A 12,838-nucleotide genomic window follows, 5' to 3' on the forward strand; every position below is an offset into this window, starting at 1 on the left:
TCATGACAGCAGCAGCCGAGATCCACCCGAAGACCGTGCGCGGTGTGACCCGGATCGCGCGCAATGCCAAAGCCGCCGCGAGCCGGCTGGCAACGACCCCGACGGCGGAGAAGAACACGGCACTGTCCGCCGTCGCCGCAGCCCTGCGGGCGAACACCGACCGCATCGTCGCCGCCAACGAAGCCGACATCGCCGCCGGCATCGACAACGGCATGAACGAGGCGCTGCTCGATCGGCTGCGCCTCGACGCCGATCGCATCGCAGCGATCGCCGATTCCGTCGATGCCGTCGTCGACCTCGCCGACCCTGTCGGAGACGTCGTCCTCGGCCGCACCCTGCCCAACGGCATCCGCCTGACCCAGGCCCGCGTGCCCTTGGGCGTCATCGGTGCGATCTACGAAGCTCGCCCCAATGTCACCGTCGACATCGCCGTCCTCGCTCTGAAAGCCGGCAACGCCTCGGTGCTGCGTGGGGGATCGGCGGCGCAGAACTCGAACGCCGAGATCATCACCATCCTCCGCGACGCGGTCTCCTCCGCCGGTCTGCCCGCCGATACGATCAACGGCATCGACCAGTACGGACGCGACGGGGCCAACGTGCTCATGCATGCCCGCGACTTCGTCGATCTGCTCATTCCCCGCGGCGGTGCCGAACTCATCAACATGGTCGTCCAGGAGTCGATCGTTCCGGTCATCGAGACCGGCGTGGGCAACGTGCATATGTTCATCGACTCGACGGCGACGGTGAAGACCGCCGTCGACCTCGTGCTCAACTCGAAGACCCAGCGGCCCAGCGTGTGCAACTCGCTCGAGACCCTGCTCGTCCACGAGAAGGCGGCGAAGCGTGTGCTCCCGAAGGTCCTCGACCGTCTCGACGCCGAAGGCGTCATCGTCCACGCGGATTCCGACGTCGCTGTGCATGCGCCGTCGTCGATGAAGATCAAGCGCGTATCCCGTCGGGACTGGGCCAAGGAATACCTCGGCCTCGAGATCGCGATCAAACTGGTCTCGGGCATCGAAGAGGCCATCGACCACATCCGCGCCTACAGCTCCGGACACACCGAGGTGATCGTGACGAAGGACCTCGACAACGCCGACACCTTCGTCGCCGCCATCGACGCCGCGGCGGTGGGTGTGAACGTCTCGACACGCTTCACCGACGGCGGCGAGCTCGGATTCGGCGCCGAGGTCGGGATTTCGACACAGAAGCTCCACGCCCGCGGTCCTATGGGTCTCGAGCAGCTCACGACCACGAAGTGGGTGATGATGGGCAACGGGCAGATCCGTTCCTGAGGTTCATCCGGCACCGACATGGGCGTATGGGCCCGATCGGGCCGCAGGCTCGGTTCACGGTGACGGACGAATTCATGTCGATGCCGGAATCCCGGGTCGTTCATGAGAAACTGAGAAGGCAATGAGATCGACGTCGCCCGGACGGCGTCGGAAGCAAGCAGAAGGAGTTATGACGTGAACGCAGCCATTATGGCCGCCGCAGCCGAAGGTGCGGAGCATGCCGCTCACCACGAGCTGCCGATGGATCCGATCTGGTTCGGACTCACCGCCCTGGCGATCTTCCTCACGATGGGCATTGTGACTCGGTCGTGGAAGGGCATTTCGCACCGCCACTGATATGGCAGAGCACAGACGCAGAGTCGGTGTCATGGGCGGCACCTTCGACCCCATCCACCACGGCCACCTCGTTGCGGCCAGTGAGGTCCAAGCGACCTTCGACCTCGACGAAGTGGTGTTCGTTCCCACCGGGCGCCCCTACCAGAAGGATGTCGAAGAGGTCACGAGCCCCGAACACCGGTACCTGATGACGGTGATCGCGACGGCTTCGAATCCGAGGTTCACGGTCTCCCGGGCTGATGTCGATCGGCCCGGTCCGACCTACACGATCGACACGCTGCGCGACCTCGCCCGCAGCTACGGTCCGGAGACGGAGTTGTTCTTCATCACCGGCGCGGACGCTTTGGCTCAGATCCTGACGTGGAAGAATGTGGATGAGCTGTTTTCCTTGGCGCACTTCGTCGGGGTCAGTCGTCCGGGGCACGAACTCCGAGGCGAGGGACTGCCGGTGGATCGGCTGAGCCTCGTGCAGATTCCGGCACTGGCGATATCGTCCACGGATTGCAGACAACGGGTGATGGATGGTGCGCCCGTCTGGTACCTCGTACCTGACGGAGTCGTGCAGTACATCGCGAAATACGAGTTGTACAGGAGTGAGAATGGCTGAGGAGCAGTTCACGTCACGTCGAGCGAGGCGGGAAGCCGAACGGTTGGCGGCGGAACAGGCGTTCGAAGCACAAGAGGTTCCTGAGCAGCCGAATGAGGCTCCGAACCCTCGAGCCGACCTCCTCAGTCCGCTGCCTCCGAAGAAACCGGACGCCGTGCCCCGCGCGAAAGCATCCGGGGACGAGTCGGACGCATCAGACGACGGCCGGAGTTCGCGCATCGACCCCAACCCCGCACCGCGGACCAGCCACGAACGCGGAGCGCTGGCGTCCGACCATCCCGTCGAGACGCGTCCTCCTGTCCAGGCTGAGGATCGCCTCGACCCGCAGCGCACGCCCCTGCCGCACTTCGAGTCGCGGGCAGAGAAGAAGCGTTACCTCAAACAACACGGACTCTCACTCAACGGCGACCTGTCCACCGGCGCGATGCCCGTCGTCGCTGACGAACAGGAACTCGCTGAGCGCCAGGCCGCCGCGGAGGGTCGACTCACCGGCCCTGTGCCCGAAGTCGTCGAATCCACCGGCGACGACGACGCTGCCGTTTCGTCGTCGGCTCCCGGTGAGCAGCAGACCTCCGCTGCCGAAGCGCCTGAGGCGAAGCCGTCGGCGGGCAAGAAGCCGTCGAAGAGGGTCTCGACGAGCACCAAGGCCGCGGATGCGAAGGCCGCGACGACGGCGGAGAAGACGGAGGCTGCCGCCCCGGCTGCCGACCCCGCCCAGACGGAGCACGAATCCTATGACGCCGCCGGTTTCGGCGGTGCCTCCGACGAGGTCGCCGCACGTGACTTCGAAGCTCCGGTGACCCCGACCTCCGCGCCGCGCCCGACGACCCTCGACGACGAACCCTATGATGCGCTGTCGATGCCGTACTCGGCGCTCGACGGCACCGACCCGAAAGACCGCTCAAGCTCGACCTCCGCAGAGCCGGAGGCGGCGGCGCAGGCCACCGCCGACAAGGGCGGTGCAGAGCCCGCCAGATCCAGCGGTTCGGCCGACGACTCAGCATCTTCGACCCTGCAGCCGACATCGGCCCAGCAGTCGACACCGGACTCCGCTGCGGTTCCGAACGCCGACGATGCCGAGCCGGCCTCCCGGTCGCGACGGATGCCGATCGTCCAGCCCCCGTCGACCTCGGGCGTGCGGGTCGTCACCGCCGCCTCGGCGCAGATCCCTGAGGTCGATGACAGCCGCGGCTCGGCACCGAACTCGCCCTCGAACCGGTCCGCGGACGCCGCGCCGTCGACTCCGACTGCCGGCGATGGTGCGGCCACCGGCCGGTCCGCGACCGACGACGGTGCCGCGACCGGTTCCGACGACGCCGCCCGCGCTCTCGCAGCGAATCCGGAGACCCGTCCGATGGACGCGGTGCCCGAAGCCTGGGCGCTGCCGAACTCCGACTACGAGGACGAAGAGACCGAGAATCCTCCCGGCAACCGCATCAGGGCGAGCTCGGTGACCGGCCACGACGGGCAGATCCTCATGGGCGAAGAGCCCTCGAAGATGCCGTACATCGTTCTCGGAGTCGCTGCGTTCTTCGCCCTGGCACTCATCGTCATCGCCCTCGTCATGTTCCTCTGATGACACCTCCACACCCGCATCCATGCGAAAGGATCTTGTGAGCGAGATCGCCGATTCCACCCAACTGCTGAGAACCGCCGCGAAAGCCGCGGACGACAAGCTCGGCACCGACATCATCGGACTCGATGTGAGCTCCACGCTCTACATCACCGATGCGTTCCTCATCGTCTCCGCCGACAACGAACGCCAGATCGGCGCGATCATCGACGCCGTCGAAGAAGCGGTCCAACGCGGACACGACCTCACGCCGCTGCGGCGCGAAGGCCGCGGCGGCGACTGGGTGCTCCTCGACTTCGGTGAGATCGTCGTCCACGTCTTCTCCGCCGAACAGCGCGAATACTATGCGCTCGAACGGCTGTGGAAGGACGTACCCGTCATCGATCTCCAGCTGCAGGAGCCCGGCGAGCAGGATTCTGACGAGACCAGCGCCGACGCACCCCGATGACCGCGAAGACGGTTCTGTTCTGGCGCCACGGCCAGACCGACTGCAACGTCGAGGGACGTTTCCAGGGACAGACCGACGTCCCGCTCAACGACACCGGCCGCAGGCAGGCCGAAGAGACGGCTCGACGTCTCTCCGAGCTCAGCCCCGAACTCATCGTCGCCTCCGATCTCTCCCGCGCCGCGGAGACCGCCGAGAAGCTGGCTGACATCGTCGGCATCGCAACAGTCCGCGACGCGCGGCTGCGTGAAACCGCGTTCGGGCAGTGGGAAGGATCGACCCGCGCCGAGGTGGCCGAAACCTGGCCCGATGAGCTGGCCGAATGGATCTCCGGGGCCGATGTCGCACCCCCGGGCGGTGAATCGCGGTCCGAGTCCGGACACCGGGTCGCCGCGGCCATCACCGACATCGTCGAGAAGTCGACCGTCGACACGATCGCCATCGTCGCCCACGGTGCCGTGCTGCGCGGCGCCGCCGAGATCCTCCTCGGACTCACCGGCACCGGTCGGATCGGAGTCCTCGGCAACTGTGGGCACGGCGAATTCGGATTCTCCGAACGCGGATGGGTGCTGCGCAGCTGGGGCACGACGCTGCGCTGAGGCGCATCCCCGTCAGCCCCGCTGTTCCCGCTGCGCCGCGACCGAGCGGATGAGTTCGATGAGGGAACGCGCCGAAGAGTCCCAGTCGAAGGCCTGTGAGCGCTCACGCCCGTCCGCCGAATGACGCTCCCACACCTGCTCGTCCGTGAGCGCACGCACCGCCTCGGCGATCGAGGCCGGATCGTCGGGATCGAAGTAGACGGCAGCCTCGGCGGCGATCTCCCGGAAGATCGGAATGTCCGAGACCGCAACGGGCACTCCTCGGGCCATCGCCTCGATGACCGGCAGACCGAAACCCTCCTCCCTCGACGCCGTCACCAGTGCGGTCGCCTCATCGAGGAGCGTCGCATAGTCTTCATCGCTGATTCCGCGGTGGAAGACGACTCGCGCCCGATCGGGGATGAGCGCACGCAGCTGCGCTTCCCGCCTGCCCTCGATCCGGCTGGCGATGTGCAGGGTCCAGCCCGGCAGGTGCTCGAGGGCCCGGATGAGGGATTCGACGTTCTTGTACGGCAGGAACGCACCCATGTAGATGAGCTTCTGCGCATCATGACGGCTCACGGTGCGCGGCTGCGCGGCGGGCACCTCGGCGGCATTCGACACCACCTGCACCGGGCGCTTCGTCAGCCGGTGGTCCTCGATGAGGTCCTTCGTCGTCTCCGACACGGCGGCGACGGCATCGGCGCGATTGAGCAGCAGCCGCTGCGGCCCGTAGCTGAGATGGTAGGCGCGCCACAGCAGTCGGATCGGCAGCGGCAGGTCTGCTGGAGGCTGCGGATGGGAATAGTAGATGAGATCGTGGATGGTGAGGATGAGTCCGTAGCGGCGGCCGGTCGACCCCATGGTCTGCATCGTGGAGAACACGACGTCGGCGCCCAGCGCATTGAGTCGGCCGGCGATCGCCACCTCGGCGGGGGAGGTGGGATCGCTCAGCCTGACCCACCGACAGTCGGGGAGGAGCGCGAGCTGCGCCTCATCGCTGATGATGGCCGTGACATCGATCTCCGTGCCCTCGACGGCCTCGAGAAGGGCGGCCAGCAGACACGATCCGTAGCGGGAGATCCCATCGTGATGCGTCGTGCGAGTGAAGCGCGCATCGAAGAACACCGACAGCCGTCGCGCCTGTTGGGACCTGATTGTGCTTTTGCTCATGGAACTCCGAGTCGATAGTGTGATTCTTCGAAAGTCTGTCTGCGCACATCGCGATGAAGGATCAATGAGTGAAGGAACCGTCACCTGTGTCCGCGGCCGCTGAGGCCCGGTCATGATCCTCACCATTATCGCACTTGCCGCGCTCGTCATCCTCACACCCTTCCTCACCCGCATCGCCGGGCGGGCCAGCGGCTGGCCGCTGGCCGTTGCCTATCTGGGTGTGGCGGCTCTGTTCACTCCCACCGCCGCCGAGGTGATGGCCGGGAACACTCCGGAAGTCTCCTATCCGTGGATTCCGAGCCTCGGCGTGGATCTCGCGCTGCGCGCCGACGGCATCGGCGTGATCTTCACCTACATCGCGCTGATCATCGGTGCGCTCGTGTTCGCGTATTCGACGAGCTATCTGCCACACGGGCGGAATACGAGCTTCTACTGGCTGATGGTGATCTTCACCTTCTCGATGGTCGCGCTCGTGCTCAGCAACGACATCCTCGTGCTCTTCGTCAGCTGGGAGCTCACCTCCCTCGCGTCGTTCTTCCTCATCGCCCGCTCCGGATCACCCGGCCAGGCGCCAGCCCTGCGGACCATGCTCTTCACCTTCATCGGTGGACTGAGCCTGCTGGTCGCGACCGGAGTGGTCATCGCCGTCACCGGCACGACCCGTCTCAGTGACGCCATCGGCTCACCCGTATGGGCTGGCCAGCCGGCCGTGACCACGCTCGTCGCCCTGCTCGTGGGCATCGCGGCGATGACGAAGTCCGCACAGTTCCCGTTCCACCCCTGGCTGCCCGACGCCATGGCTGCGGCCACACCCGTGTCCGCGTACCTGCACGCCGCCGCCGTGGTCAAGGCGGGCATCTTCCTCATGCTGCGGTTCTCACCGACCTTCCACGCCACACCCGCGTGGAACGCACTGCTCATCGTCGCCGGGCTCATCACCGCGTGCCTGGGAGGCTGGTTCGCACTCAACCAGCACGACGTGAAGAAGCTCATGGCCTATTCGACGGTCTCGCAGCTCGGCCTCATCACCGCCGTCATCGGAGTCGGCACCGAGGCGGCCATCGCCGCCGCGACCCTCCACGTCATCGCCCACGCGCTGTTCAAATCCGGACTGTTCATGATGGTCGGCGTCGTCGACCACCTCGCCGGCACCCGCGACCTCGCCCGGATCCCGGGACTCATGCGCACCGCACCCGTGTCGTTTGCCGTGATGATCATCGGCTGCGCGTCGATGGCCGGGATCCCGCCGCTGCTCGGGTTCGTCTCGAAGGAATCCCTGTTCACCGCGCTGCGCGATGCACCCGGTGGGGCCTGGGGCGGATGGATCGCCCTCCTCGTCGCCGTCGGCGCCTCCGTGCTGACCTTCGCCTACTGCGCGAAGACGGTGTGGGGCAGCTTCATCGACGGTCGGGAACCGGAGCCGCAGCGGATCCACAGCGGCTCACCGGTCATGCTCGGTGCGGCGGCGCTGCCGATCCTCGCGTCGATCCCGCTGAGCTTCGTGCTCTTCGTCTTCGACACCCCGCTCAACCAGGTCGTCACCGCGGCGATCCCGACCGCGGACTCCGCCGTACACCTGGCTCTGTGGCACGGTCTGACCATCGAGCTGTTCGCCTCAGTGCTCATCATCGCGATCGGCATCGTCATCATCCTCCGCCGGTCCCGGGTGTTCGCGTTCTTCCACCGCGCCACCCCTGGCTTCGACGGCGCCGATGTCATCGACGGGCTCGACTCGGGGCTGCGCCGCCTCGGGCACGGACTCTCGGCGTTCGTGCGCCCGGCGAACTCCGGACCGTATCTCGCGATGTCGCTGGCCGGGCTGAGCCTGCTCGCCCTCGCTGCGATCCCTGCCGTGTACGCGGATCTGCCGCGACTCCAGGAGGGGCTGAGCCGACCGGTCGACATCATCCTCCTCATCCTCATCACGGTCGCCGTCCTCGTCGTGTGCTCATCGCATTCGCGCCTGACCACAGTCGTGGCGCTGTCTGCCGTCGGGATCCTGGCCACGGTGCAGATCCTCGCTCTCGGCGCCCCCGACGTCACGCTGACCCAGCTGCTCGTCGAGGCGATGACGATCATCGTCATCATGCTCGTGCTGCAGAAGCTGCCGCGGTCCTTCTGGCGCTACCCGAAGAGACAGCAGAGCCCCCGGCTGATCTTCGCGATCCTCGTGGGAGCCTCGGTGACCGCGCTGACGCTCGTACTCAACGGACGGCGGGAACGTTCCGACCTCGGCCGGTACTATCTCGATCGGGCACCGGAGATCAGCGGCGGTCACAACATCGTCAACACCATCCTCGTGGAGTTCCGCGCGCTTGACACCCTCGGCGAACTCACGGTGCTCGGGATGGCCGGCATCGCCATCGTCGCGGTGATGTCGACGGTCAAGGACAAGTTCATCGATCCGCCGGCGGAGAACATCCCTGAACCTCCGCGCCCGCCGTGGGTGTCGATCCGGCCGAAGGGCACCACGGCCTATCGCGCCGTCCACGAGGCCTGGCCGAATGTCGTCCCGCTGCAGCTGACCATCAAAGTCCTCGGACCGCTTCTGGCCGTGACCTCGCTCGTCATCTTCTGGCGGGGGCACAACTCGCCCGGCGGCGGCTTCATCGCCGCCCTCGTCGGTTCGGCCGTCATCGGTCTCGCCTATCTGTCGACGGCGAAGGACCGCGCGATCGGTCCACCTCGCGCACCTCTCTACCTCATCGGCTCGGGCGTGGCCACAGCCGTGGTGACAGGAATCCTCGGCCTCGTCTTCGCCGGGTCCTTCCTCGAGCCGCTGCATGCGGATTTCGCGGGCCAGCATTGGACGACGTCGATGCTCTTCGACGTCGGCGTCTACCTCGCGGTGCTCGGACTCATGCTGCTGTCGTTCAACATCCTCGGCGTCTCGGATTCGGCCGCGACGCCGGCCGGTGACGATGTGCTCACCAACGGCATCATCCGCCGCGACGTCGAACGCACTCGCGAACGCGCCGACGAACTCCTCTACGGTGAACTCGCCGGCCCGATGGATGCGATCCGCGGGGAACGACCCGAGCAGAGCCGACGGAGGTCGGAGGCCTCGACCGAGCACAAGGTGCGAGCGAGATCGCGACACATCCTCCGTGGGGATCCGCCCACCGACGGGGAGGAGAGGCCATGATCCTCGCACTCACGATCGGAGTCCTCACCACCGGCGGTGTCTACCTGATGATGCAGCGGTCGATGGTCAGGGGAGTCTTCGGGCTCACCCTCATCTCCCACGCCGCGAACTTCATCCTCCTCTCGGCCGGTGTCGGCGCCTGGAGGGGCGAACCTTTGGCCGGGCGCGGCGGCCTTGAGGCGGCCGCAGACCCACTGCCGCAGGCGTTCGTGCTCACCGCCATCGTCATCACCCTGGCTGTGACGATCTTCATGCTCGCCCTGGCCGTCCTCGGCCACGACGATGACCAGAAGCGCAATCCCGAGACCGGAGAGGAGCGTGACTCATGAGCTCCGCACTGCTGCTTCTGCTCATCGGCATCCCGCTGCTGTCCTCGGCGCTGAGCGTGCTCATCACCTCCCGCACCTTTGACCGCGTGCTGCTGCTCGGTGTTCCTCTCTTCGTCGGCAGCAGCGGTATCGGACTCCTCGGACTCCACCGCGACACCCCGGTCATCGCCCATTCGGTCGGCGACTACGTGCCGGGGTTGGCGATCGTGTTCGTCTCGGATACATTCACCGCGCTCATGCTCGTGCTCACTTCCCTGGTCGCCCTCATCAGCTGCCTGTTCCTCATCACCACCGGCGAGGACCAGTACCGCTTCGTTCCCGCGCTCATCCTGATGATGCTCACCGGCGTCTACGGCGCCCTGCTGACCGGGGATCTGTTCAACTTCTTCGTCTTCGTCGAAGTCATGATGCTGCCGGCCTATGCGCTCATCGCCGTCACCGGCACGTGGCGCAGGCTCGGCATCGGCCGCATCTACGTCATGGTCAACCTGCTCACCTCGACGATGCTGCTCATCGGCGTCGGCTTCGTCTACGGCGCCACCGGCACGGTCAACCTCGCCGTCCTCGCGCAGATGGGCACACCCACCGGGCAGGCGGGTCTGGCACTGGGGATCGTGCTGCTCTCCCTGTTCATCAAGGCGGGAGGCGCACCGTTCCACGGGTGGCTCGTGCGCAGCTATCCGAACACCTCGGCGGGCATGATGTCCCTGTTCTCCGGCCTGCACTCGAAGGTCGGGCTGTACGCGATCTACCGCATCTGCACCACGATCTACGGCGAACCGGCACCGTGGGTGAGTGTTCTGCTCGTCCTCGCCGTCGCCAGCATCCTCGTCGGTGCCGTCTCCGGCTTCGGGCAGAGCCGCGTGCGCAACGTCCTCGGTTTCCAGATGACCGCCGGAGTCGGGCACATCCTGCTCGGCGTCACCCTGCTCACCTCGGCCGCCCTCGGCGCCGGAGCGTTCTATATGATCCACCACATGATCACGATGTCGGGAATCCTGCTCATCATGGGCGCGGTGGAACAGACCTACGGCACGGGATCGTTCACGAAACTGACCGGACTGGCCTCACGCGAACGGTGGGCGAGCGTGCTGATGATCCTCGGGCTCTTCTCCCTCATCGGACTGCCGCCCACCTCGGGGCTGTGGGGCAAGGTCGGGCTCATCACCGCCGCCACGGACACCGGCGGCGGCCTCGGCTGGACCCTGGTGGCGGCCATCGTCCTCGGCGCACTGATCAGCCTGCTCGCTCTGCAGAGGACCTGGCGCAACACGTTCTGGGGCCCGCCCATGCAGAGCTACCGACCCGATTCGGCCGAGACGGGCCGGGCACCCGCCGAACCCATCATGCGCAGCGTGCGCATCCCCGCTCGCCTGCTCGTGCCCGCCACGATCATGATCGCACTCTCCGTGGCACTCTTCGCCTTCCCCGAGCCGCTGCTCGACATCACCCACCGGGCCGCCGACGGCCTGCTCGACCACAGTGACTACATCGAGGCGGTGATGACTCCATGATGCGCATCATCCACGGCATCGGCTACGTGGCCTACATCCTCTGGGCCGTCCTCACCGGCTCGTTCACCATCGTCGCCCGACTGGTGCGCACCGACTATGCCGCACCGATGATCGTCGAGCTGCCGATGCGGTGCGCCACCGACCTCGAAGTCACTCTCTTCGCCTCCTCGATCACCATCACGCCCGGCACCCTCGTCACGGCGATCGCCGCGGGCACCTCGGCGAGTCCGCCGGTGATCTTCGTCCATGCTCTGTTCGAGGACTCCGAAGAAGCCGCACTCGCCGGGCTCATCGACATGGAGACACGTCTGCTTGCGATGACCAGGGGACGGGCCCCGGGAACGCAGACCGAGAGCGAAGGGGACCGGTCATGACCATCGTCGTCAGCATCTGTGCGATCATCCTCGCCGCCGCCATCATCATCGGCCTCATCCGGGTGCTGACGGCGCGCGACCAGGGGTCACGCGCCGTGGTCTCCGACCTCATCTACTTCTCGTCGATTGCGATCGTGACGATGCTCGGCATCGCGGTGTCCTCCTCGATCGTCATCGACGTCGTGTTCCTCGCCTCGATGGTGGGTATCCTCGCCACGATCGCACTCTCGCGCATCCTCACCAGGGGGCACCGCTGATGAGCGAAACACTGGCCACCGTCCTCGTCGGGATCTTCGGGATCACCGGTTCGCTGCTGCTGCTCGCCTCCGCGCTGGCGATGTTCCGGGTCCGCGACGCCCTGTCACGGATCAATGTGTTCTCCCCGGCCACCGGCCTGGGCATGCCGCTCATCGTGGCCGCCGCCTACGTCTTCGACCTGTACTCGACAGGCTTCTCGTGGCCGTCGCTGCTCATGGCCGTCGTCGCCGTGCTGTGTCTGATCATCGTGTCCTCGGTGGCCAGTAACACGCTCGCCCGCTCGACCGTGCTCTCCGGACAGCCTGTGTACCGCAAGACGAACCCGAACCGGTTGGCTCACCCGCCGACGGGCGTCATCGACGTCGATCCGGATGCCGTCGTCGACCCGGACGCCGACGAAGGCTGATCACGTCGGCTCAGTCCCGGCCGCAGACGAAGGCTGATCCCGCGGACTCAGTCCCGGCCGGTGGTGCGCATGGTGATGTTGATCCTGCCGCCGCCGAGGTGGTCGAGCCGTCCGTGCTCAGGTGCGGTTCCCGGCTGGATCGATCTCACCCCGTGATAGGCGAAGCGGGCGGGACCGCCGAAGACGAAGGCGTCCCCGGACGCCAGCCTCAGATCGTCGAAGGGGCGGTTGCGGTTATCTGAGTTGCCGAATCTGAACAGGCAGGTATCTCCGAGGGACAGTGAGACGACCGGTGCGGGATCGAATTCGTCCTTGTCCTGATGCATGCCCATCTTCGCGTGTTCGTCGTAGTAGTTCACGAGAGCGACGTCAGGACGGTAGGCACTGGGAGCGAATCCCCAGTCGGCGGCCGTGCCCACTGGGAGCTCGTCGTCGACGACCGTGTTCGCGGCCTGCAGGACCTGTCGTCCCAGTCGGGTCATCCAATCAGGGAACGGCAGGACGAGTTGATCGTTGACGTCGACGGCCCGTCGGTCGTAGCGGCCCGGACGCCAATGCCATCCGAGTCCGATCGTTCTCACGCTCATCGGGTGCCCGGCGATCGTCGTCGCATGTGGTGGAACCGGGCCCGACTGCCATTCGGCGTACCGGTCGATGATCCACGTCTGTGCTTCGGGAGAGAGGAACCCCGGGACCCAGACCGCGCCCGGGGCGAGGATCTGCGGCCGGCGGTCGAATGCCTCATCGGCGAAGAGCGAATCCATGTCTACCAGGATGCCAGAGCGGGTCTCACCCGATGTGCCGTGCC

14 protein-coding genes are annotated in these 12,838 nt (G+C 66.5%); 12 read left to right on the forward strand and 2 right to left on the reverse strand.

Features of this window, described 5'->3' with window-relative positions:
* Positions 1–2: 2 nt before the first annotated feature.
* The 6 genes from GUY23_RS08635 to GUY23_RS08660 all read left to right on the forward strand — a co-directional run bounded on the left by GUY23_RS08635 (position 3) and on the right by GUY23_RS08660 (position 4,852).
* On the forward strand, positions 3–1,292 hold the full coding sequence (locus tag GUY23_RS08635) for a glutamate-5-semialdehyde dehydrogenase (RefSeq protein ID WP_166971492.1): 1,290 nt from the start codon (positions 3–5) through the stop codon (positions 1,290–1,292).
* Between the two features lie 174 nt (positions 1,293–1,466).
* Positions 1,467–1,628 (forward strand): hypothetical protein, encoded by a 162-nt coding sequence (locus GUY23_RS08640; RefSeq protein ID WP_166968546.1) that lies wholly within the window; start codon positions 1,467–1,469, stop codon positions 1,626–1,628.
* Position 1,629: 1 nt separating this feature from the next.
* Positions 1,630–2,235, forward strand: coding sequence for a nicotinate-nucleotide adenylyltransferase (gene nadD, locus GUY23_RS08645; RefSeq protein WP_166971494.1), 606 nt, complete (start codon positions 1,630–1,632; stop codon positions 2,233–2,235).
* Complete coding sequence (locus tag GUY23_RS08650) at positions 2,228–3,811, forward strand: hypothetical protein (RefSeq protein ID WP_166971496.1); 1,584 nt, start codon at positions 2,228–2,230, stop codon at positions 3,809–3,811. The genes nadD and GUY23_RS08650 overlap by 8 nt, the downstream gene beginning before the upstream one ends.
* A 37-nt stretch (positions 3,812–3,848) precedes the next feature.
* Positions 3,849–4,256, forward strand: coding sequence for a ribosome silencing factor (gene rsfS, locus GUY23_RS08655; protein WP_228282807.1), 408 nt, complete (start codon positions 3,849–3,851; stop codon positions 4,254–4,256).
* On the forward strand, positions 4,253–4,852 hold the full coding sequence (locus GUY23_RS08660; RefSeq protein WP_166971500.1) for a histidine phosphatase family protein: 600 nt from the start codon (positions 4,253–4,255) through the stop codon (positions 4,850–4,852). The genes rsfS and GUY23_RS08660 overlap by 4 nt, the downstream gene beginning before the upstream one ends.
* Before the next feature lie 12 nt (positions 4,853–4,864).
* Here the strand turns inward: GUY23_RS08660 and GUY23_RS08665 are convergent, their stop codons facing one another.
* Positions 4,865–6,004 carry a glycosyltransferase family 4 protein gene (locus GUY23_RS08665; protein ID WP_208085525.1) on the reverse strand — a complete coding sequence of 380 codons (1,140 nt, stop codon included), beginning with the start codon at positions 6,002–6,004 and terminating at the stop codon, positions 4,865–4,867.
* Positions 6,005–6,116: 112 nt separating this feature from the next.
* Here GUY23_RS08665 and GUY23_RS08670 point away from each other — a divergent pair, with 112 nt between their 5' ends.
* From GUY23_RS08670 to GUY23_RS08695, 6 genes are read left to right on the forward strand one after another with little or no spacing between them, the layout of a single operon-like run.
* Complete coding sequence (locus GUY23_RS08670; RefSeq protein WP_166971501.1) at positions 6,117–9,149, forward strand: DUF4040 family protein; 3,033 nt, start codon at positions 6,117–6,119, stop codon at positions 9,147–9,149.
* Positions 9,146–9,478: a sodium:proton antiporter gene (locus GUY23_RS08675; RefSeq protein ID WP_166971503.1), complete on the forward strand. Its 333-nt coding sequence runs from the start codon at positions 9,146–9,148 to the stop codon at positions 9,476–9,478. The genes GUY23_RS08670 and GUY23_RS08675 overlap by 4 nt, the downstream gene beginning before the upstream one ends.
* Positions 9,475–10,992 carry a monovalent cation/H+ antiporter subunit D family protein gene (locus tag GUY23_RS08680; RefSeq protein WP_166971505.1) on the forward strand — a complete coding sequence of 506 codons (1,518 nt, stop codon included), beginning with the start codon at positions 9,475–9,477 and terminating at the stop codon, positions 10,990–10,992. Before GUY23_RS08675 ends, GUY23_RS08680 begins: the two co-directional genes overlap by 4 nt.
* Positions 10,989–11,366, forward strand: a complete 378-nt coding sequence (locus GUY23_RS08685; protein ID WP_228282808.1) for a Na+/H+ antiporter subunit E — start codon at positions 10,989–10,991, stop codon at positions 11,364–11,366. Before GUY23_RS08680 ends, GUY23_RS08685 begins: the two co-directional genes overlap by 4 nt.
* Positions 11,363–11,623, forward strand: coding sequence for a monovalent cation/H+ antiporter complex subunit F (locus tag GUY23_RS08690; RefSeq protein WP_166971507.1), 261 nt, complete (start codon positions 11,363–11,365; stop codon positions 11,621–11,623). Before GUY23_RS08685 ends, GUY23_RS08690 begins: the two co-directional genes overlap by 4 nt.
* A complete protein-coding gene (locus tag GUY23_RS08695; protein ID WP_166971509.1) occupies positions 11,623–12,030 on the forward strand; it encodes a cation:proton antiporter in 408 nt (135 codons plus the stop codon). The genes GUY23_RS08690 and GUY23_RS08695 overlap by 1 nt, the downstream gene beginning before the upstream one ends.
* A gap of 47 nt (positions 12,031–12,077) precedes the next feature.
* Here GUY23_RS08695 and GUY23_RS08700 read toward each other — a convergent pair whose 3' ends face one another.
* Positions 12,078–12,794: an alpha-ketoglutarate-dependent dioxygenase AlkB gene (locus tag GUY23_RS08700; protein ID WP_166971511.1), complete on the reverse strand. Its 717-nt coding sequence runs from the start codon at positions 12,792–12,794 to the stop codon at positions 12,078–12,080.
* Positions 12,795–12,838 lie beyond the last annotated feature (44 nt).

The organism is Brevibacterium atlanticum (assembly GCF_011617245.1).
Classification (GTDB): Bacteria; Actinomycetota; Actinomycetes; order Actinomycetales; family Brevibacteriaceae; genus Brevibacterium; species Brevibacterium atlanticum.